The organism is Telluria sp. B2 (assembly GCF_051789535.1).
In the GTDB taxonomy this organism is placed as follows: domain Bacteria; phylum Pseudomonadota; class Gammaproteobacteria; order Burkholderiales; family Burkholderiaceae_D; genus Telluria.
This window is the reverse complement of the sequence record NZ_CP196525.1, coordinates 14,197-35,033: the sequence shown is the minus strand read 5'-3', so window position 1 is coordinate 35,033 and position 20,837 is coordinate 14,197. Positions and strand designations below refer to the sequence as shown.

Below are 20,837 nucleotides of genomic sequence, written 5' to 3'. Positions count from 1 at the left end.
CGTGGACGGCGTTGCTCGTCGTTGCGTGGCTCGCCACGCGGCCTCCTCGCGCCTTGCCCACGGTTGCCATGCATCGCCTACGCGCACGTCGCCATGCGCTTCCCCCCGCCTGCTGGGATAGGCTCTGAAGGCGGACAGGGCGCGCCCGCGCCGCTCGCGGTATGATGGGGCACCCCCTCTCATCCGTGATAGAACGTATGCTGCAAACGCCCCCGACCTTCACGCCGCTGATGGCGCCGCAAGCCCATCCCGACCCGCTCACATTCCTCTTCCACAACGGCCGCCTGCTGGTGCGCGAACACGACCTCGCGCTGCCCGACGCCGCCGCATTGGGCGCGCTCGACCACGACCCGGCCCACCTGCAGCCGGTGGGCCTGCTGGGAGAACGCTATTGCCAGGCAGGATGGCGCGACCGCGACGACGCACCGCCGGGCTATGCCTGGCGCGGCCTGCGTTCGCTCTTCTTCGGCGAGATGGACGAAGCGATGAGCGGCGTGGCCGGCCGCGCGGCCCAGATCGCCGAATGGGCGCGTACCCACCGCTACTGCGGCGCCTGCGCCCATCCGATGGAGCGCCTGCTGCACGAGCGCAGCTTCAAATGCACCAATTGCGGCCACCTGGCCTATCCGCGCATTTCGCCGGCGATGATGGTCCTGATCAAGAACGGCGACAAGGTGCTGCTGGCGCTGCACCACGCCTCGGCGGCCAAGCGTTTCACGCCGCTGGCCGGTTTCCTGGAAGCGGGCGAATCGATCGAGGAAGCGATCCACCGCGAGGTATTCGAGGAGGTGGGTTTGCGGGTGACGAACCTGCGCTATTTCGCCAGCCAGTCATGGCCTTTCCCGCATTCGCTGATGATTGCCTTCACCGCCGACTATGCCGGCGGCGAGATCCGCGTCGACCCGACGGAGATTGCCGAGGCGCGCTGGTTCGGTCCCGGCGACGAGTGGCCGGAGCGCGTGCCGCACATCTCGGTGTCGAGCGTGCTGGTCGACGCGCACCGGCCGCCGGGAGCGTAGGCTAGGCCTCGGTCGGCGTCGCGCGCACCGCCGCCACGGCCGGGGACACCACGGCGGGCGCCGCAGACGCCGCCAGTGCGACCGGCGTTTCCTGCGGCCGCGCCCCGGTGCCGCGCAGCTGTACCGCGCGTTGCAGCAGGTCGAACCAGAAAGGCGCGCCGAACAGCGTGGTGGACGCCGTGATCAGCCAGCCGGCCGCCTGCAGGGCAAAGGCGGCGTCCAGCACCGGCGGGAAGCTTTCCCAGCCGATCGGCAATGCCCACAGCTGGCGCAGGGTCTCGGCGTCGAGCGCACCTGGCGCCCCGCCGATGTGCGCCGCCAGTTGCGGCTGCTGCCAGAGCGTGCGGAACAAATTGATGCTGTCGATGTTGAACAGGATCGCCAGCAGCAGCGAGAGCAGCAGCGAAATCAGGAGCTGGCGCCGTTTATAGGCGCCCGACACCCGCTCCATCGCATTGTCGAACCAGCCGGCCACCAGCAGCTGGAAGCGTTCCAGGTCGCCCGCCGCGCGCGCATGCAGCGCGTGCAGGGCGCGCCGCACCTGCGGGTCGGACACCGCGTCGATGTCGGCGCCGAGGCGCGCGAAGTCGCCGGGTGTCTTCTGGATGCTGTCGATCAGCGCGATCGCGAAGTGCGCCGGTTCGATGTAGGATGGACGGGCCGCGAGATGGCGCTCGTCGACCGGGCTACCGTCGCTGTGCGGATTGACCAGCGGGTGCGCATAGACCATCTGGGCCAGCGCGTCGAAGCGCGGGTCGTTGAGCATGCTCTTGATACCCGCCAGCAGGGTATTGGCGCGCAGCCGGAACGCCGCCGCCAGCGCCTCCTGCAGGGTGGCGACGATCAGCGCCACCGTGCCGTAACAGAACGTCAATCCGATTGCCACTTCAAGTACCGAGCTTCCGAACATAGGCCGCCTCCTGTCGCATGAGAACCTGTCCACGCTAGCGCACAGGCGCAACAGATGAGTCCGGTTTGCTCAAGAAATCGGCAGGCTTCGGAAGCCTCGGCGCATTTTCTATATACTGGCGGCAATCGTATTTTTAGGGTTTACCATGTCTGACAAAGAAGCATTCACCGAACACGACTGGCGCCGTCTGCTGGCCAGCCTCGGTGAAGATCCGAACCGTCCAGGCCTGCACGAAACGCCGGCGCGCGTTGCGAAAGCCTGGAAACACTGGACCTCCGGCTACGACCAGGATCCGGTGGAAGTCCTCAAGGCCTTCGAAGATGGCGCCGAGCAGTACAACGAGCTGATCGTGGTGCGCGGCATCCCGGTCTACAGCCATTGCGAGCACCACCTGGCCCCGTTCTTTGGCAAAGCGACCGTCGGGTATTTGCCGAACGGGAAAATTGTCGGCCTGTCGAAGCTGACCCGCCTGGTCGACATCTTCTCGAAGCGCCTGCAGGTGCAGGAACGCATGACCATGCAGATCGCGAATGCGCTGATGGAAGTGCTCGAACCGAAGGCAGTGGGCGTGGTCGTCAAGTGCCGCCACATGTGCATGGAAAGCCGCGGCATCCGCACCCAGGGCGAGGAGACCATCACCTCGTGCATGCTGGGCGAACTGCAGCCGAACCTGGCGCTGCGCACCGAGTTCCTCGCGCTGGCGCGCGACTGATGCAGTAAATAACCGAGCCACAGCTTCCCGGCCGGCCATTGCGGCGCACCGGGAACCTGTTCATTAACTTCGCCCTCAAAGAAGTTTTAGGGGGCGAACGATGGCTCGGTCAGAATTCCCCAGCGATATTCCGCGCGAGCAGTTCGAGCGCGTGCGCGGCATGCTCGAAGCGGCGCGCCGCAAGACGCGCCCCCGCAAGCACGACCTCTACGACGTCTACTGCGCGGTGCTGTACTTCCTGCATACGGGCGCCGCGTGGCGCAGCCTGCCGCGCGAGTTTCCGCCCTGGCGCACCGTGCATGAATATTTCACCCAATGGTCGATGCTGCGCAACGGCGACCGTTCCCTGCTCGAGCAGACGCTCGAGACGCTCGGACGCGATGTCGAGCTGGCGCAATTGCACCGCCTGATGCGGCCGCGTTGACGAGTTGGTGTCAAGACGCTGCGTGGAATCGGCGCAACGTCAACCTTGATATAAACGGATTTGCTGCATTGGTGACAGCGCTCTGGCCAGCTTTGTCACATTCTGTTGCGATTTCAAATCGTGCACACCTGGCGGCTGAGCTAAGCTGGGATATTGTTTTTCTTTCATCCCGGCGCCAATGTTCGACCAACTGAACCAGTACCTGTTCGCGATCTTCAATTCCTCACCTGGCCTCGAAGGCTGGCGCCTGCATGCCGCGATCTTCGCCGCCGAATGGCTGATCATGATCGTGCCCTTGGGCCTGGTGCTGATGTGGACGAACGGCGGCGTCGAGCAGCGCGAGGCGGCCGTGCGTGCTTTCCTGGCCGCCGTGATCGCCTTGACGATCAACAAGCTCATCGGGCTGGCCTGGTCGCATCCACGCCCTTTCGTGGCCGAGATCGGCCATACCTTCATGGTTCACGCGCCGGACAGTTCCTTCCCGAGCGACCACGGCACCAGCATGTTCTCGGTAGCCCTGGCCCTCGTGTTCGGCCCGCTGCGCGAGGCGCGCCGCTTCGGCCTCGCGCTGCTCGTGCTGGCGCTGCCGGTGGCCTGGGCGCGGGTGTTCCTGGGAGTGCACTGGCCGCTCGACATGGTCGGAGCGCTGCTGGTGTCGACGTTTGCCGCGGTGCTGATCAATACCCGCCCTGGCCGGGCGCTGGCCGCAGCGCTGGTGCCGCTGATGCAGACCGTCTACCGGCGCGTGCTGGCGGCTCCGATCGCGCGCGGCTGGCTACGCCCTTAAGAGCGCCTAAAAACCTTTATGGCTGCGTTGCATCGTCTCGCCGTACAGGCGTACTGTCTTCGACGCTGCGCCTTGCCCTAAAGGTTTTAGGCGCTCTTACTGTGCTGGCGTTTCCGCCTCCTCGAACACCAGCTTGTCGTTCTCGTCGAGGTGGAACAGGCCGAGCGGCTGCCCGGTGACCTGCTCGGGTTCTTCCATCTCGCTGCAGTTCTGCGTTTCCACCCGCCACACCAGGTCCCCGGCGCGCAGCGTGTAGACGTTCTCGCTCGAAGCAAACAGTTCCAGTTCCACGTCCGCCACCGGCAGCGTGGCCAGCCCGAACCTGCGCTGGCAGTCCGGCATGCGCGCCGCGACCAGCTCCAGCGTGACTTCCTTCTTCCAGAAATGCTCCTGCACCGCGCGCACGGTCAGCGCGTGGTGGTTGCCGTCGATGTAGTAGGTGGCCGAGTCGTCGACGCAGCCGGCCAGCAGCAGGGGAGCCAGTAAAAGAAGTTTTCGCATGCAAGGGTTCCGTGGAGGGCGCGCCAGAGCGCCTCAGCCAGTATAGAACGCGTCGTTCTCGTACCGCAACTGCGGGTCCGAACGCTTCCGTTCTCTCTCCCGGACTCCCCAATTTTTCGATTTGGGCGATCATGAAGCCGTTGTCGTCTTCACCACCCATCATGGAAACGAAACAGGCGGACTACGAAACCCTCGAAGCGAAAGGGGCCAAACCGGTCAAGATGTGGACGCACGGCGTGCCCGTCGAGGAAGCGGCCAAGGAACAACTGACGAAGCTGGCCCAGCTGCCCTTCATCTACCGCCACGTCGCGGTAATGCCCGACGTGCATCTCGGCAAGGGCTCGACCATCGGCAGCGTGATTCCCACGCTCGGGGCGGTGATCCCGGCGGCGGTCGGCGTGGACATCGGCTGCGGCATGATGGCGGCGAAGACCACGCTGCGCGCGAGCGACCTGCCGGACAGCCTGGGAAAACTGCGCAGCGCCATCGAACAGGCCATTCCGCACGGCATGTCACCGAAGACGAGGAACGCCAAGGGGCGCGACGTCGGCTCCTGGGACCGTCCGCCGCCGCCGGTGGACGCCGGCTGGGCCAAGCTGAAGGACGAGTTCGACGCCCTGTGCCGCAAGTGGCCCAAGCTGCGCGGCACCAACAACTACAAGCACCTGGGCACCTTGGGCAGCGGCAACCACTTCGTCGAGATCTGCCTGGACGAGGACAACTTCGTCTGGCTGATGCTGCACTCCGGCTCGCGTGGCGTGGGCAATGCCATCGGCACCCATTTCATCGAGCTGGCCAAGCAGGACATGCGCCGCCACATGGTCAACCTGCCCGACCAGGACCTGGCCTACCTCGAGGAAGGCACCCAGCACTACCAGGACTACATCGAGGCCGTCGGCTGGGCCCAGAAATTCGCCCGCATCAACCGCGAAGTGATGATGCAGAACCTGATCCACGCCGTGCGCAGCGTGATCGTAAAACCTTTCGAGACCCACGTGGAAGCGGTGAATTGCCATCACAACTACGTGCAGCAGGAGCGCCATTTCGGCCGCGACGTCCTGATCACGCGCAAAGGCGCGGTTTCGGCGCGCGAGGGAGAACTGGGCATCATCCCCGGTTCGATGGGCGCGAAGAGTTTTATCGTGCGCGGCAAGGGCAACCCGGAAAGTTTCAATAGCTGCAGCCACGGCGCCGGCCGCACCATGAGCCGCACCGAGGCCAAGCGCCGTTTCACCCGCGCCGATGTCGAGCGCGCGACACAAGGCGTCGAGTCGCGCAAGGACGAGGGCGTGATCGACGAAATCCCGATGGCGTACAAGGACATCGACGCCGTCATGCGGGCCCAGGACGAATTGGTGGAGGTCGTACACACCCTGAAGCAGATCGTCTGCGTGAAGGGCTGAGAGCGCCTGACAAAACCTCCATGGCAGCGTTGCATCGTCTCGCCGTACTGATCGTACTGTCTTCGACGCCGCATCTTGCCCTGAAGGCTTTGTCAGACGCTCTCGACCGCCTCCCGACAACTTTTGAAGAGTGAACCATGCCAGACGACGACCAGACCCTGTTGGCGCGCAGCGATGCGCCGCCTTACGTTCCGCCGCAGCCGCTGACGCTGCGCATCAACGGAACCGAACACCAGCTGAACATCGAGCCGCGCGTGAGCCTGCTCGACGCCCTGCGCGAAACCCTGCACCTGACCGGCACCAAAAAGGGCTGCGACCGCGGCCAGTGCGGCGCCTGCACCGTGCTGGTCGATGGCCAGCGCATCAATTCCTGCCTGACCCTGGCCGTCATGCACGACGGACGCGAGATCACCACCGTCGAGGGCCTGGCCCAGGATGGCCAGCCGCATCCGGTGCAGCAGGCTTTCATGGACCATGACGGCTTCCAGTGCGGCTATTGCACGCCGGGCCAGGTCTGTTCGACCGTGGCCCTGCTCCGGGAAATCGCCGAGGGCCAGGCCAGCGCCGTCACCCAGGGCGAATGCCCGCAAGGCCTGAGCGAGGACGAGATCCGCGAACGCATGAGCGGCAACCTGTGCCGCTGCGGCGCCTACCAGAACATCGTGGCCGCGATCCGTACCGCGGCCGCCGCCCAAGGATAAGGAGGCCGCATGCATTCGATCTCGTATGAACGGGCGCGCGACGTCGCCCATGCCGTCGAGCTGGGCAGTTCTCCGGGCAGCAAATTCATCGGCGGCGGCACCAATCTGCTCGACCTGTACAAGAGCGGCATCGAGCGGCCGACCCGGCTGGTGGACGTCAGCCGCCTGACCCTGAACACCGTCGAGGAACTGCCCGATGGCGGCGTGCGCATCGGCGCGATGGCGAGCAACACGGTGGCGGCGAATCACCCGCTGGTGCGCCAGCGCTACCGTGTGCTGTCGGAGGCCATCCTGAACGGCGCCTCGGCCCAGCTGCGCAACATGGCAACCGTCGGCGGCAACCTGCTGCAGCGCACCCGCTGCTATTACTTCACCGACCCGACCTTCAAAAGCTGCAACAAGCGCGAACCCGGTTCGGGCTGCGCCGCCATCGACGGCTTCAATCGCATCCACGCCATCCTCGGCGCCAGCCCGCACTGCATCGCCACCAATCCTTCCGACATGGCGGTGGCGCTGGCGGCGCTGGATGCCACGGTGCGGCTTAGCGGCCCTGCCGGCGAACGCAGCGTGCCGATCGCCGAGTTCCATCGCCTGCCGGGCGACACGCCGCAGTTCGACACGGTCATTCAACAGGGCGAGCTGATCACGGCGGTCGACCTGCCGGCCTCGCCCTTCGGCGTGCACTCGCATTACCTGAAGGTGAGGGACCGTGCCAGCTATGCCTTTGCCCTGGTCTCGGTGGCCGCCGCGCTCGACCTGCAGGATGGGGTCGTGCGCGACCTGCGCCTGGTGCTGGGTGGCGTCGCCCATAAGCCCTGGCGCGCCGAGGAGGCGGAAAACATCCTGCGCGGGCAGGCGCTGAGCGAGGAAGCGATGGAACGCGCCGCCGCGGCGGCCGTCGCCGGCGCCCAGCCGCAGTCGCATAACGGATTCAAGATCGAACTGGCGCAGCGCGCGATCGTGCGGGCGCTGCGGATCGTAGGAGGAGTCGCATGAGCATTGTCGGCGCACCCATCAACCGTACTGACGCCTGGGCCAAGGTCAGCGGCGCGGCCCGCTATGCGGCCGAACATCCCGTCGAACACCTGGCGCAGGCCGTGCTGGTCACCAGCACTGTCCCGAACGGACGCATCAGGCGTATCGACACGAGCGAAGCCGAGTCGCTACCCGGCGTGGTTCACATCATGACGCACGAGAACGCGCTGCGCCTGCCGCAGGAAACCAAGGCCGGCAAGGTGTCGCCGCCGATCGGCCGGGTACTGTCCCTGCTGCAGGACGATGCGGTCCACTACAACAACCAGCCGATCGCCGTGGTCGTGGCCGAGACCTTCGAGCAGGCGCGCGAGGCGGCGGCGCGCCTGCGCATCGAGTACGACACCGAGCCGGCGCTGCTCGACTTCGAGGAAGCCAAAGAGCACACCCATCCGCCGGAAAAGGTGCTGACCCAATCCACCGACACCAAACGGGGCGATTTGCAGGCCGGCCTGCTGTCGGGCAGCGCGCGGATCGACGTCACCTACCGTACGCCGGTCGAGAACCACAACCCGATCGAGCCGCATGCGACCATTGCCGCCTGGGACGGCGACAACCTGCTGCTCTACGATTCGACCCAGTACATGAAGGGCGTGCAGCGCACCGTCGCCGGCACGCTCGGGATCGGGGAAGACAAGGTCACGGTGCTGTGCCCGTATGTGGGCGGCGCCTTCGGCTGCAAGGGCTCGGTGTGGTCGCATGTGGTGCTGGCGGCGATGGCCGCGAAGGGTGCGGGACGCCCGGTGAAGCTGGTGCTCGACCGCAACCAGATGTTCGGCCCGGTCGGGGCGCGCCCGGTCACCGAGCAGCGCCTGCGCCATGCTGCGATGTTCGACGGCCGATTGACCGCCACCGCTCACGACACCGTCGCCTACACCTCGATGATCGAGGACTGGATCGAGCCCTGCGGCCTGATGACGCGCATGATGTACGGGGCGCCGAACGAGGAAACCACGCACCGGCTGGCGCGCATGAACCTGGGCACGCCGACCTTCATGCGCGCGCCTGGCGAGGCATCGGGTTCGTTCGCGCTGGAGTCCTCGATGGACGAGCTGGCGTATGAACTCGGCATCGATCCGCTGCAGCTACGTCTGCAGAACTACACCGAACGCGATCCGGGCAAGGACCTGCCCTTCTCGAGCAAATCGCTGCGCCAATGTTATGACATCGGCGCCGAGCGCTTCGGCTGGAGCCGGCGCAACCCGCAGCCGCGCTCGATGCGCGAGGGGGACAAGCTGGTCGGCTGGGGCATGGCCACCGCCACCTACCCGACCAACCGTTCGAAGGGCGCGGCCTCGGCCACGATCCATGTGGACGGGACAGTCGTGGTGCGCTCCAGCACCCAGGACCTCGGCACCGGCACCTACACCGTGATGACGCAGGTCGCGGCCGATGCCCTCGGCCTGCCGGTCGAGCGCGTGCGCTTCGAGCTGGGCGACTCGCGCCTGCCGGAGGCGCCGGTGTCGGGCGGTTCCACCACGGTCGCCAGCGTGGCGCCGGCGGTGCAGGCCGCGGCCAGGGCGCTCAGGTTGAAACTGGTCGGCATCGCGGTGGCGGACGAGCGCTCGCCGCTGCATGGCGCGCTGGCGGACGAGGTCGAGATGGACGGCGGCATGCTGTTCCTGCGTGGCGATCCCTCAAAAGGCGAATCGATGACCGACATCGTCGTGCGTTACGGCGGCGCCCCGATCGAGGCCCAGGCCGATGCCGACCCCGGCGACGCCAGCAAGAAGTTCTCGATGCACGCCTTCGGCGCCGTCTTCGTCGAGGTGCATGTGGACGAGGCCCTAGGCACGGTGCGCGTGCCGCGCGTGGTCGGCGTGTATGGCGTCGGCAAGCTGATGAACGCCAAGACCGGCCACAGCCAGCTGATGGGCGGCATCGTCGGCGGGATCGGCATGGCGCTGTTCGAGGAAACCGTGTTCGACCTGCGCAATGGTCGCGCCGTGAACGGCAACCTGGCCGAATACCACGTGCCGGTGAACGCCGACATCGGCAGCATCGAGGTCGAGGTGGTCGACGAGGACGATCCGCACGTCAACCCGCTGGGGGCGAAGGGCATTGGTGAGATCGGCATCACCGGTGTGGCGGCGGCGGTGGCGAATGCCGTATATCACGCGACCGGGAAGAGGATAAGAGACTTGCCGATCACGCTGGACAAGCTGTTGTAACGCAGTCGTCTGCCGAAGCTGCGGACCTCTCTCGTAGGGTGGGCACTCCGTGCCCACGCGTTACGCACGTATCCGGTATGCCGCCAGCCGTGACTCCTCGCTCGCACAGCGTCCGCAGTCGTAAGCGCGACCTTTGTTTTCATCTTTCGCGGGCGATGATTCGCCGCAGTCGCAAAAAGGATGCGCACGTAACGCGTGGGCACGGGGTGCCCACCCTACGATCTGCGTTCGCGATGTAGCAAGCGGAACGTCAGATCAACGTTTTGACTGCCGGCGTGGTTTTACTCGCCTACCTTCTCCCAACCCCCACCCAGCGCCAGGAACAGCGCCACCTGGTCGCTGGCCAGCTTCGCATCCGATGCCGCCACCGCCGCCTGGGCCGAGGCCAGGGTGCGTTCGGCGTCGAGCGTGGTGAGGAAGTCGGTGCGGCCGAAGCGGTAGAGCTTGGCGGCTTGTTGGGAGGCCAGCGCGCTCTGGTCGCGTGCGGCTCTGAGCGCGGCGTTGCGGTCGAGCTCGCGGGCATAGGCCGTGAGCGCGGTCTCGGTCTCGCGCAGGGCGTTCAGCACCACGCCGTCGAAGCGCGCCAGCGCGGCGGCAGTGCCGGCCTCGGCCTGCTCGATGTGTGCGCGCGCATTGCCGGTCGAGGGCAGGGTCCAGGAGATCAAGGGACCGAGGCTGTAGCGGAAGGTGTTCCCTTCGCCAAAGCCCGACAGGGTCCCGGTGCTGCCCACCGACAGGCCCAGGTTGATCGACGGGTAGAGCTCGGCGGTGGCCACGCCGATGCGCGCGGTGGCGCTGGCCAGCACACGTTCGGCCTGGCGGATGTCCGGACGGCGCTTGAGCAGGGCTGCGCCATCGCCGACGGGAATGGCGGAGGCCAGCTGCGGAACCCTGGAGCACTGCGCCACCGCCTGCGGAAACTTGCCTGGCACCTCGCCAGTCAGCACGGCCAGCCGGTACAGCGCGGTACGGCGTTGCGCCTCCAGTGGCGGCAGGGCGGAGCGCAATTGCTCGAGCTGGCCCTGGGCGCGGCTGTTGTCGAGCGCCGTGCCGCGACCGAGTTTCACGCGCTGGGCGGTCGATGCGACGAACTTGCGCTGCAGATCCACCGACTGCTGGGCGATCGCGATCTGTTGCCCGGCCGAGCAGGCCTCGGCATAGGCGCGCGCGGTGTCGGCCGCCACCGTCACGTGGGTCAGGTCGAGCGCGGCCTGGGCCGCTTCGGTGTCGGCGCCGGCCGCTTCGACGGCGCGCTTGATCTTGCCGAACAAATCGAGCTGGTAAGAGACATGCAGGCCGGTGTCGTAGGTCGCCTGGCTTGGCAGCGATTCCGGCAGGCCCATGGCGGCACCGGATTGGCGGCCGAAGCCGGGCGAGGCCGACACGGCCGCTTCCGGCCGGCGCAGTTCTTCCGCTTCGGACAGCACGGCGCGGGCGCGCGCCAGATTGGCGGCGGCCACGCGCAGGTCGGTGTTGGTCTTGAATGCCTTGTCGATCAGGCCGTCCAGGGTGCTGTCCCGATACAGGCGCCACCACTGGGCCGGCAGCGGGGCCTGGCTGAACGGTTTTTCGGCGGCGCCGGCAAAAGGCGCCGCCGCGTCGGAGCGCTTGATCACGGCCTCGTCGGGTACGCGGTAGTTCGGGCCGACCGTGGTGCAGGCGCTCACGGTCAGCAGGGCCAGCGCGGCCGCCGCTTTCAGGGGAAAGAATAGGGGATGCTTCATGGTGAGTGAATCAGTTCTTCAGCGAGCTGGGCGCGGCCATGGCATGGGCCTGGGCGCGCGGGGCCGGCTGGGCTTCGCCCGGCAGCACCTGCACGGTCGCGGTCTGGCCGGCGACCAGGCGCACGTTGGCCGGCACCGGATCGAGCGCCACGCGCACCGGAATGCGCTGGGCCAAGCGGACCCAGTTGAAGGTCGGGTTGATGTTCGGGAGCAGGTTGGTGCCGGTCGTGCGGTCGCGGTCCGAGATGCCTTCGGCGAAGCTTTCCACGTGACCGCGCAGCTTTTGCGGCGCACCCATCAGGGTCACCGCGACCGGGTCGCCCAGGTGGATCGCCGGCAGCTTGGTTTCCTCGAAATAGCCTTCGACGTAGAACGAGGTGCGATCGACCAGGGCCATCACCGGATGGCTGGCGCTCACGTACGCGCCCGGACGCAGGTCGAGGTTGGTGACGAAACCATTCACCACCGACTTGACCTGGGTGCGTTCGAGGTTGAGCTTTGCCGTGTCGCGGTTCACCACGGCCTGGGCCAGCGCCGCGCGCGCCGTCTCGACGCGCGACTGGCCCTGCTCTCGGGTTTCAGCGGCCACCAGTTCGTCGAGCTGGACGTTGCGGCGCGCTTCGCGCTGGGCCTGGTTCAGCGCGGCCTGGGCCGCCTGCTCGGCCGCCTCGGCCTGGCGCAGGGCCAGCTCGAAGCGCGCGCGGTCGACCTCGAACAGCAGGTCGCCAGCATTGACCTGTTGGTTGTCGTGCACGTACACCTTCGTCACCTGGCCGGTGACATCGGGCGCGACCTGCACCACATAGGCCTTGACGCGGCCGTCGCGCGTCCAGGGTTCGACTTCATAGTGCCGCCACAGCTGCCAGCCCGCGACCACGGCGCCGGCGACGGCGATCAGGGTGATACCGACCCGGCCCACTGCCGGAAGAGAGAATTTCATGACCATACTCAGGATAGTTTGGAACCAATAAAAGCCAGGCTGCCCAGCACGATGATGAACAGCGAAAAATCGAACAGCGCCGGATGCCAGACGTGGCGATAAAAGCCGGTGCGCGCCAGCACCCAGTTGAACAGGCGCGAGACCACGAGCGCGAGCAGGGCCAGCAGCAGCAGCGGTGGAACATAGATGCCGTAGAGGCTGACTTCGCCGATCATCGGATCTCCTTCTCTAAAACGGGCGAGGGTTGATAGGGCAGGGCCTGTGGGAACAGGTCGCGGCGGATGCCGGCCAGCGCCGACAGGGCGTCGCGCTGCGCGTTCGAGCCTTGCGCGGCGCTGACCGAACGCAGGGCGTTGTCGAGCGAGGCCAGCAGGCGCGCCTCTTCGGCCGCATCGTGGCGCGGACGCGCCTCGAAATGCTGCGACAGGTGTTCCAGCAGGGCCCACAGCGCGGCCTGGCTGCGGCCGAGTTCATGGCGTGCGGCCAGCAACTGGCTCATGTTCAGGCCGATGCGCAGGTCGACCAGGGCGTCGGCTGCCTGCAGGTCCTGCTGGGCACCGGCCATCGCCAGGCGCGGGGTCAGCAGGGCGATGCGGTCGACCATGCGCGCCGAGAATTCCGGCACCGAGGGCGCCAGCCTGCCGTCGCCCATGTGCGCCAGTTCCTTCCAGCCGGCGCGCAGCAGGCGCCGCGCGGTCCAGCCGGCGCCGACGCTGCGGAACAGGCCGATCACCAGCACCGCCAGCGCCAGGCCGGCCAGCTGGGCCAGCGTGCTGTTGATGAAGGAGGCGGCGTCCGCCGTATTCGTGTCCTGCAGTGCCAGCGTACCGGCGATGCCAAACATGAAGGGCATGGCCTTGCCGAAGGTGGCGGGACGCGCGATCAGCACGCCCAGCAGCAGGAACACGGGCGCGCAGGCCAGCACCAGCATCTCGAAGCTGTGGATCGCCGGCAGCACGGCCAGCAGGTAGAAGGCCGACAGCGGCACGGAATAAATGGTCCACACCAGGAAGCTTTTGATGAAGGGCACCGGGTCGTCCTGGGTCGCGAAGAAGCAGGACATCACCGCGGCCATCATCGGCACCGCCGCGCCCGAGGGCCAGCCGGTAACGATCCAGAATGCGCAGCCGGCCAGGGTGGCGATGATCGCCGCCAGCGCCGAGACCAGGGCCATGCCGCGGTCCAGGTGCAGCGCGTGCGCGGGCACCCCGGGCAGGTGGCGCGCCTCGGGCGGCAGGGCGCCGGCCGCGCCCAGTCCGATGTGGCGGCGCAGCGTCTGCGCCTCGACGCCGACGTCGATCAGGGCGCGCAGGCGCGCCGCCAGGTTCATCTGCACCAGCTCCAGCCAGCCCATGTGGCGCGTCGGCTGGGGTGCCAGCTCGTCGATGGCGGCGCGCAGGCGGCCCGGGTCGCCGGGCGTTTCGCCCTTCGGCGTGCCGGCCCAGGCCGTGATGTCGGCCAGCAGCGTGCGCCAGCGCGAGGATGCGTCCAGCGCCCCGAGCTGGCGCAGCGCCAGCAGGCGGTCCTCGACGGCGGAGAGCAGCGGCACCATCGCCGCCAGGCGTTCCTGCAGCGCGTGGATGGCGTTCGAGGTCCAGCGCAGGTGCGAGGTGTCGAAGGGCAGGTGCACGGCCATCATGCGCAGCTCGGTGATGTCGCCGGCCAGCTTGCGGCGGTCGCCCGCGCTCTTGGTGTCGCCGTTCGGCGCCAGCGCGTCGGCGATCCAGTTGCGGGCGTCGCGCAGGGCGTGGTCGAGGCGCGCCAGCATCACCGGGCCGAAGCTTTGCGGCAGCACCAGGGAATGCACCACGGTTGCGCAGGTAATGCCGAGCAGGATTTCCTCGACCCGGGCTACCGCGATATCGAAGATCGTGCCCGGGTTGTCGACGGCCGGGAAGGCGATCAGGCCGGCGGTATAACCCGCCAGCATCAGCACATAGGAACGCGGCGTGCGGTCGAGCAGCGACACGTAGAGGCAGCCGCCAACCCACAGCGCCAGCGACAGCGACAGCAGCTCGGGCGAGTTGGCGAAGGCCGGCACGATCAGGACGGTCGCGAAGGCGCCCAGGAAGGTGCCGCCGAAGCGGTACACGGCTTTCGAGCGGGTGGGGCCGGCAAAGGGCGCGCTGACGATATAGGCCGTCATCAGCGCCCAGAATGGACGCGGCAGGCCGATGCTCATCGCAATGTAGAGCGCGAGCATCGCTGCCGCGAAACTTTTTACCGAAAACAGGACCTCGGTCTTGCTGGGAAACTTCACGCCTGCTTCTCTCCGCCGGACTGGTCGCAGGGCTTGCCGATCTGGGCCTGGATACCGCTCAGCACGCGCAGGCAGGTTGCGATCTCGGCCTCGCTGAAACTTGCGAAGACATTGCGGCGGAAGGGGATCAGCGCGTCTTCCATCTGTTGTGCGCGGGTCTTGCCGTCGCCGGTGAGCTGCAACAGCTTGGCGCGGCGGTCCTGCGGGTCCTCGTGGCGCTCGATCAGGCCGTTCTCGATGAGCAAATCGACCACACGCACCAGCGACGAGGCTTCCAGGCCCAGGGCCTCGGCCAGCACGCCGGGGCGCACGCCGTCCTGGCCGAGGCGGCCAAGGATCAGCACCGGCAGCGCGGTCGCCTGCGACAGGCTGTATTGCGAGGCGACCTTGTCCGCCATCGATTTGTAGGCGCGCGAGGCTTGCGTCAGCGTCGCGGTCAATTGCATCAGGGTTTGGTCGAAGGAGTCCATGCTGGAGGGATATTCGTTTGAGTGCTAAAGTTTAGCATACGAAGTAATTTCTTGCAGGGAGGGCGATGATTCTGAACGGGGCGTAGGGTGGACGGCTTCGCCGTCCACGCGGCGGTCGTTGTCGGTTCCATCGACGGACGCAATGGTCTGGCCGCTAACTATCACTGGATAAGTTAATCAGAACGTGGGTGGATGCCCGTGCCCACGCGTGACCTTTGCGTCGTGTTGGCGCGAAAAGCAGGCCAACAATGCTCACCGTTTACGCGTGGGCACGGGGCGCCCACCCTAGGTCATGAACGCGCGCTGGCGTTGGCTTGGAGGGTTGCGATCGCCGCCAGCGAGGCCGGCAGGTCGAATTCATGCTCCGGCGCCACCTTGCGCAGCACCTCGATCGGCGCATAGCCCCAGTGCACCGCGGCAAATGCGACGCCGGCCTTGCGCGCCGCTTGCGCGTCGGTGGCCTGGTCGCCGATGTAGAGCGCCGCGCTGGGAGCGACCGCAGCGCGCTTGACCACCTTGCGGATGCGCGAGGTCTTGCCGAAGATCGACATGCCGCACTCGTACTGGCTGATCAGGGAGGCCAGTTCCGGCCCCAGCACCTGGCGCACGTTCTCTTCGGAATTGGACGAGACGATGGTCAGTCCGATATCGCCGCGCGCCAGTTCGCGCAGCGCATGGTCGACCTGGGGAAACAGGCGCACCTGTCCGGCATGCTGGCTCATCAGGGACTTGAAGCTGGCGGCCGCCAGCGGCAGCTTCCAGGTCGGCATGCCGACCTGGCGCATCATCTCGCGCGGTTCGAAGTGGCGCAGGCGCTCGACCTGCGTGACGTCGATGCGCCCGAAACCGTGCTGGTCGGCGATCTGGTTGAACACGCTCAGGAAGAAGGGGAACGAGTCGGCGAGCGTGCCGTCGAAGTCGAAAATGGCGAGGCGGTAAGTCATCTGGGCAGGGAGCGATGGGTGCGATTGCATGATACACAATGGCGCCGCCGGCCCCCATGACGGCTGCCAGCCGTGCTACCCCGGCAGGCTCAGGCGGCAGCCTGCTGCGCGGTGCGCTCCGGCGCCACGAAGGCCAGGCTTTCCTCGAAGGAGCGCAGCACCAGGTCGACGTGTTCCTGCACCAGGGTCTGGCTGACCGTGGTTTCCGCAAACGGCAGGCGGATCGTTACCAGCAGCACGTTCGGCAGGCGCGCGTGCAGGTCCCGGGTTGCTTCGCGCCACTGCTCCAGCGTGGCTTCGACCGGGTAGGTGATGAACACGGTCGAGATCAGGTCGGCCGCGTCCGGTCCCGGGCTTTCCTGCTCGGCGCCGATGACGGTGCTGCGCGCGTCGATGTCGGCTTCGCGCAGGGCGCGCACCAGCAGTTCGCTGAGCAGGTCGTCGCGCTCGCTGCCCAGGCCGGCGCACAGCACGATCGAGCGCGCCGGCACGTCGAGCGAGCCCTGCCAGCGCCCGAGGCGTTCCTCGCGCATCTGGCGCAAATGGGCGCCGACGTTCGCGTCCAGCAGCGAAACGCGCTGGCGCTTGCGGTTCTTGCCAGGTGCGTCCGAGACCGGCGTGAGGGTGGCGGCGACGTCGGCGATGGTGGCGCGGATGTGCTCGGCCTGGGCGGTGTCGATCTGGCTGCCGCGCTGCTCGGCGGCGGCCAGCGCCGCGCCCGGCAGCAGCACCTGGTCGCAGTAGCGGGCGAAGCTGTGGCGCTCGAGGTAGGCTTTCGCGTCCTCGATGATGGCGTGGCGGTCGCCGCTCAGCACGCGCTGGTAGAAGCGCTGCGAGTTGGTCACGTTCGGCACGTCGCCGAGCAGGATGGTGACCGGCTCCAGCGCACGCACGTGGCGCCCGGCCACGACCAGGCACAGCGTCAGCGGGGTCGAGAGCAGCAGCCCGACCGGCCCCCACATCACGCCCCAGAACAGGGCCGAGACGATCACCGCCAGCGGCGACAGGCCCGAGCTGTGGCCATAGACCTTGGGTTCGACCACGTTCGCCACCAGCAGCTCGAGCGCCACGAACACGGCCAGGCAGGACAGCGCCATCGTCCAGCCGGGGTCGATCGCCGCCACGAACACCGCGATCATGGCGCCGGCGGCCATGATGCCGAGGTAGGGCACGAAGCGCATCAGGCCGCTCAGCGCGCCCCACAGCAGCGCATGCGGCACGCCGAAGGCCCACAGCACCAGGCCGATCAGGGAGCCGAAGGTGAGGTTCACGATGAACTGCGACAGGAAGAAGCGCGACACGCCGCGGGTGGCGTCGGCCAGCGCGCGGACGGTGCGGCTGATCTCGGCCTGGCCGGCGAGCCGGATCACGCGGTCGCGCAGGGACTCGTGTTCGAGCAGGATGAACACCAGCAGCACCAGCACCAGGCCGGCTTCGCCGATCGGCCCCCAGGCCAGCGAAAACAGGCGCGCCAGGGTGTCGCGGGTAGTCGGGCGCGGGGCGCGGACTTCGACCGGCAGGGGCTGGTTCGCGGCCGTGGTCAGCGTCCCGCGGCGCACCGTGACCGGCGGCGCCGGCGGCGGCGCCATCTGCGGCGCGACTGCGCTCAGTTCGGCCTCGAGGCGCGCGAACGGCCGCTCGGTCATCTCGCGCACCTTTTCCACCTTCGACTTGATCGCCGCGCGGTACTGCGGCAGGTCGCGCGTGACGGCCACCAGCTGGAAGGCGAGAATGGTGCTGATGCCGACCACGCAGGTGCCTGCCAGGACCACCGACAGCAGGGTCGCCGGCAGCTGCGGCAGGCCGACGCGGCGCAGGGTGCGGATCAGCGGGGCGAGCACCAGGCTCAGGATCGATGCCAGCGCCAGCGGTTCGAGCACGTCGCGCCCGAAATAGAGCAGGCCGAGGATGCAGGTGGCGGTGACGATGGTGCCGGAAGTAAGGTGTTTGAACAGGGATGAATCGCGCATCGAGGGGCGTCGGGAATCGGCGTTGGCAATGGTGGCCGCGGCACATGCCATCGGCGCGAGCAGTCTAGCACCAATGGCAACCCGACAGGAAAAGCCCGCGATTCGTAGGGTGGGCACGCTGTGCCCACGCGAACGTGTGCGTCATGTTGGCCGTGTTTGTACTGAACATGTCGCTCAAACCCGGCGTCTCCGGATGATCATCCGATGCGTTGCCGGTATGCCGCCGCCGTGCCGGTAATCGACGCCAACAATGCCTACCGTTTCGCGTGGGCACGGCGTGCCCACCCTACAGGTCACCTCACCGGCTGCTCATCCTGGCGGTCCAGCGCCGCCAGCAGCTGCGCCGGATCGACCGGCTTGACCAGGTGATGGTCGAACCCGGCATCGTGCGAGGACGCCCGGTCGCTGGCCTGGCCGTAGCCGGTCAGCGCGATATAGACGGCCTCCGATAGCGCCGGCTGGGCGCGCAGCTGGCGGGCAAGGGCGTGGCCGTCGATGCCGGGCATGCCGATGTCGAGGATGAACGCGTCCGGCAGCTGGGTCACCGCGGCGGCCAGCGCGGCGCGCGGGTCGTTGACGGTGTGGACCATGTGACCCGCCGTTTCGAGCAGGGCGGCCAGGGTCTGGGCGGCGTCGACGTTGTCGTCCACCAGCATGATGCGGCGCCGCGCGCGCATTGTTTCAGGAGCGGGCGCCAGCGCCGGCGGCTGTGCCGGGTGCACTGGCGCCTGTTTCGTGAGCATCGGCAGTTCGACCGTGAAGGTGCTGCCGCGGCCCGCGCCCGCGCTGCGGGCCGCGACCTGCCCGCCGTGCATGCCGACGATGTTCTTCACCAGCGCCAGTCCCAGGCCGAGGCCGCCCTGGGCCCGGTCCGGCGTGCGCTTGCCCTGCACGAACAGGTCGAACACATGCGGCAGCAGGTCCGCATCGATGCCGCTGCCGTTGTCGGTCACTTCGATCCTCACCTTGCCGTCCACCGGCTCGACCGAGAGCATGATCCTGCCGCCGGCCGGCGTGTACTTCGCCGCATTCGCCAGCAGGTTGGCCGTGACCTGGATCAGGCGCGCGCGGTCGCCCAGCACGCAGGCGCGCGCCGCGCCCAGCTGCACCACCAGCGAATGGCGTCCGGCCTCGATCAGCGGATGGACCTGCTCGGCCGCCTGGGTGACGACCGCCTTCACGTCCACCTCGGCCATCTCCAGCTGCACCATGCCGCGCGTCACGCGCGACACGTCGAGCAGGTCGTTCACCAGCGTCGTCATGTGGTTCACCTGGCGCGAGATCACCTCGCTGTACTGGCGCACCTTGTCCGGCTGGCCGGGCGCCAGGCGCAGCACCTGGGCCGCCGCGCTGATCGGCGCCAGCGGATTGCGCAGCTCGTGCGCCAGCATCGCGAGGAACTCGTCCTTGCGGTGGTTCGCTTCCTGCAGGGCTTCCTCGACCAGCTTTTTCTCGTGGATGTCGGTGTCGGTGCCCAGCCACTTGATGATGTCGCCGGCCTCGTTGCGCAGGGGCAGGCCGCGCGCCAGGATCCAGCGGTATTCGCCCGAGCGGTGGCGCACGCGGTAGGTCATTTCGTAAGGTTCACCGGTGGCGACGCTGTGCATCCATTTGGCGCGGCCGGGTTCCTGGTCCTCCGGGTGCAGCAGGTTCTCGGCCCATGTGTCGCCTTCGCCCGCCCCCTTCTCCAGGCCGACGAAGTCATGGAACTGGGCGTTGTGGTAGTCGATCGTCCCGTCCGGCTGCGCGGTCCAGACCATCTGCGGCATCGCGTTGGTGATCGTGCGGAAGCGCTGTTCGCTGTCGCGCAGCTCCTCTTCGAAACGCTTGCGCTCGGTGACGTCGCGCGTGGTGCCGGCCACGGCTTCGACCTCGCCTTGCGGATTCAGGATCGGCACGAAAATGTAATCGTAGATGCGGCGCCCGAAGGTACCGTTGAAGGGCACTTCGCCGCGGATCGGCGCTTTCGTCGCCTTCACCTGTTCGATCTCGCGGTCGTGCATGGCGGCGTGCCAGTCCGGGTAGCCCAGCTCCAGGCAGTTCTTGCCGAGCGCTTCCTCGCGGGTTCTGCCCCACATCTGCAGCAGCACGGCGTTGGCATAGGTGAAGCGGTGCTCGAGGTCGAACACGTAGACCAGGTCGGGCGTATTCGACAGCACGGTCTCGTACAGCCTGCGCTCGCGCTCGGATGCGGCCGCCATCGCCGCCAGCTCGCGCTGCGACTGCTCATGGCGCGCCGCGTTTTCCTGTTCGCGCAGGTGGCGTTCGGTCAGCAGCGCGATCAGGTCGGCAAAGTAAGCGATCTCGCCGCCCAGCGCGGCGCCTGGAACGCCAGGGGCAGGAAGATAGAAGGCCAGGGTGCCGAGCACGCGTCCGCTCGGCGAGTGCAGCGGATAGGACCAGCAGGCGCGCACGCCGTGCGCCTGCGCCAGCGGACGATAGGCTTGCAGCAGGGGATCGGTGAGCACATCCTCGACGACGACGACCTGGCCCGTGTGCACCGCCCGTCCGCAGGCCGCCTCGTCCGGACCGACCGCCAGCACCGCCAGCGCGGCGGCGAAGTCCGGCGGCAGGCCGCTGGCGGCCGCCAGGCGCAGCCGGCCGGCGCTCTCGTCGAGCAGGTAGTTCGCAGCCCAGGCCTGGCCGCCGGTCAGGCGGCGCGCTTCGCCCAGCAGGCTTTCCAGGGTGACCTGATAGGGCGCGCCACGCACCGCCAGCGACAGGACGTTCTTCAATCCATTGAAATCCAAGCCTGCTTCATCCGGCTTCATGTGATGTCCTGTCAGTGCGTGATTGCCAGGCCGATTGTAACGCAGGACAACTCCCTGGGGCCCGTCCGCCAAGGCTCGCCCGCTCGCGCAACGGGATG

The 20,837-nt window shown here is 67.6% G+C and carries 17 protein-coding genes and 1 pseudogene; 8 read left to right on the top strand and 10 right to left on the bottom strand.

Features of this window, described 5'->3' with window-relative positions; translation table 11 throughout:
- Window positions 1-197: 197 nt before the first annotated feature.
- Window positions 198-1,019 carry an NAD(+) diphosphatase gene (nudC, locus tag ACSUZJ_RS00145; RefSeq protein ID WP_499412240.1) on the top strand — a complete coding sequence of 274 codons (822 nt, stop codon included), beginning with the start codon at window positions 198-200 and terminating at the stop codon, window positions 1,017-1,019.
- Window position 1,020: 1 nt separating this feature from the next.
- Here nudC and ACSUZJ_RS00140 read toward each other — a convergent pair whose 3' ends face one another.
- The gene (locus ACSUZJ_RS00140) at window positions 1,021-1,893 is read right to left on the bottom strand and encodes a hypothetical protein (protein WP_499412239.1); all 873 of its coding nucleotides are present in this window, start codon (window positions 1,891-1,893) and stop codon (window positions 1,021-1,023) included.
- 181 nt (window positions 1,894-2,074) lie between these two features.
- On the opposite strand from ACSUZJ_RS00140, the gene folE reads away from it, so the two are divergent.
- The 3 genes and pseudogenes from folE to ACSUZJ_RS00125 all read left to right on the top strand — a co-directional run bounded on the left by folE (window position 2,075) and on the right by ACSUZJ_RS00125 (window position 3,852).
- Window positions 2,075-2,641 carry a GTP cyclohydrolase I FolE gene (gene folE / locus ACSUZJ_RS00135; protein ID WP_499412237.1) on the top strand — a complete coding sequence of 189 codons (567 nt, stop codon included), beginning with the start codon at window positions 2,075-2,077 and terminating at the stop codon, window positions 2,639-2,641.
- Window positions 2,642-2,741: 100 nt separating this feature from the next.
- Window positions 2,742-3,017, top strand: a pseudogene (locus tag ACSUZJ_RS00130) (transposase); the annotation flags it as partial.
- Window positions 3,018-3,243: 226 nt separating this feature from the next.
- Window positions 3,244-3,852 (top strand): phosphatase PAP2 family protein, encoded by a 609-nt coding sequence (locus ACSUZJ_RS00125; RefSeq protein WP_499412235.1) that lies wholly within the window; start codon window positions 3,244-3,246, stop codon window positions 3,850-3,852.
- A 96-nt stretch (window positions 3,853-3,948) separates the two neighbouring features.
- On the opposite strand, the gene ACSUZJ_RS00120 is transcribed toward ACSUZJ_RS00125, so the two are convergent.
- Window positions 3,949-4,353, bottom strand: coding sequence for a hypothetical protein (locus tag ACSUZJ_RS00120; RefSeq protein ID WP_499412234.1), 405 nt, complete (start codon window positions 4,351-4,353; stop codon window positions 3,949-3,951).
- A gap of 161 nt (window positions 4,354-4,514) precedes the next feature.
- On the opposite strand from ACSUZJ_RS00120, the gene ACSUZJ_RS00115 reads away from it, so the two are divergent.
- From ACSUZJ_RS00115 to ACSUZJ_RS00100, 4 genes are all read left to right on the top strand, one after another.
- Window positions 4,515-5,756 carry an RtcB family protein gene (locus ACSUZJ_RS00115; RefSeq protein WP_499412232.1) on the top strand — a complete coding sequence of 414 codons (1,242 nt, stop codon included), beginning with the start codon at window positions 4,515-4,517 and terminating at the stop codon, window positions 5,754-5,756.
- 137 nt (window positions 5,757-5,893) lie between these two features.
- Window positions 5,894-6,457 (top strand): (2Fe-2S)-binding protein, encoded by a 564-nt coding sequence (locus tag ACSUZJ_RS00110; RefSeq protein WP_499412231.1) that lies wholly within the window; start codon window positions 5,894-5,896, stop codon window positions 6,455-6,457.
- A 9-nt stretch (window positions 6,458-6,466) separates the two neighbouring features.
- Window positions 6,467-7,453 carry an FAD binding domain-containing protein gene (locus ACSUZJ_RS00105; RefSeq protein ID WP_499412230.1) on the top strand — a complete coding sequence of 329 codons (987 nt, stop codon included), beginning with the start codon at window positions 6,467-6,469 and terminating at the stop codon, window positions 7,451-7,453.
- A complete protein-coding gene (locus ACSUZJ_RS00100; protein ID WP_499412228.1) occupies window positions 7,450-9,660 on the top strand; it encodes a xanthine dehydrogenase family protein molybdopterin-binding subunit in 2,211 nt (736 codons plus the stop codon). The genes ACSUZJ_RS00105 and ACSUZJ_RS00100 overlap by 4 nt, the downstream gene beginning before the upstream one ends.
- A 281-nt stretch (window positions 9,661-9,941) precedes the next feature.
- Here ACSUZJ_RS00100 and ACSUZJ_RS00095 read toward each other — a convergent pair whose 3' ends face one another.
- From ACSUZJ_RS00095 to ACSUZJ_RS00060, 8 genes are all read right to left on the bottom strand, one after another.
- Window positions 9,942-11,384: an efflux transporter outer membrane subunit gene (locus tag ACSUZJ_RS00095; protein ID WP_499412226.1), complete on the bottom strand. Its 1,443-nt coding sequence runs from the start codon at window positions 11,382-11,384 to the stop codon at window positions 9,942-9,944.
- A gap of 10 nt (window positions 11,385-11,394) precedes the next feature.
- On the bottom strand, window positions 11,395-12,324 hold the full coding sequence (locus ACSUZJ_RS00090; RefSeq protein ID WP_499412225.1) for an efflux RND transporter periplasmic adaptor subunit: 930 nt from the start codon (window positions 12,322-12,324) through the stop codon (window positions 11,395-11,397).
- Between the two features lie 8 nt (window positions 12,325-12,332).
- Complete coding sequence (locus ACSUZJ_RS00085) at window positions 12,333-12,539, bottom strand: DUF1656 domain-containing protein (protein ID WP_499412223.1); 207 nt, start codon at window positions 12,537-12,539, stop codon at window positions 12,333-12,335.
- The gene (locus ACSUZJ_RS00080) at window positions 12,536-14,584 is read right to left on the bottom strand and encodes an FUSC family protein (RefSeq protein WP_499412221.1); all 2,049 of its coding nucleotides are present in this window, start codon (window positions 14,582-14,584) and stop codon (window positions 12,536-12,538) included. The genes ACSUZJ_RS00085 and ACSUZJ_RS00080 overlap by 4 nt, the downstream gene beginning before the upstream one ends.
- Complete coding sequence (locus ACSUZJ_RS00075) at window positions 14,581-15,054, bottom strand: MarR family winged helix-turn-helix transcriptional regulator (RefSeq protein ID WP_499412220.1); 474 nt, start codon at window positions 15,052-15,054, stop codon at window positions 14,581-14,583. Before ACSUZJ_RS00075 ends, ACSUZJ_RS00080 begins: the two co-directional genes overlap by 4 nt.
- A gap of 290 nt (window positions 15,055-15,344) precedes the next feature.
- Complete coding sequence (locus tag ACSUZJ_RS00070; protein ID WP_499412218.1) at window positions 15,345-16,028, bottom strand: HAD hydrolase-like protein; 684 nt, start codon at window positions 16,026-16,028, stop codon at window positions 15,345-15,347.
- A gap of 59 nt (window positions 16,029-16,087) precedes the next feature.
- Window positions 16,088-17,968 (bottom strand): AI-2E family transporter, encoded by a 1,881-nt coding sequence (locus ACSUZJ_RS00065; RefSeq protein WP_499412216.1) that lies wholly within the window; start codon window positions 17,966-17,968, stop codon window positions 16,088-16,090.
- Between the two features lie 293 nt (window positions 17,969-18,261).
- Window positions 18,262-20,739: a hybrid sensor histidine kinase/response regulator gene (locus ACSUZJ_RS00060; protein WP_499412214.1), complete on the bottom strand. Its 2,478-nt coding sequence runs from the start codon at window positions 20,737-20,739 to the stop codon at window positions 18,262-18,264.
- Window positions 20,740-20,837 lie beyond the last annotated feature (98 nt).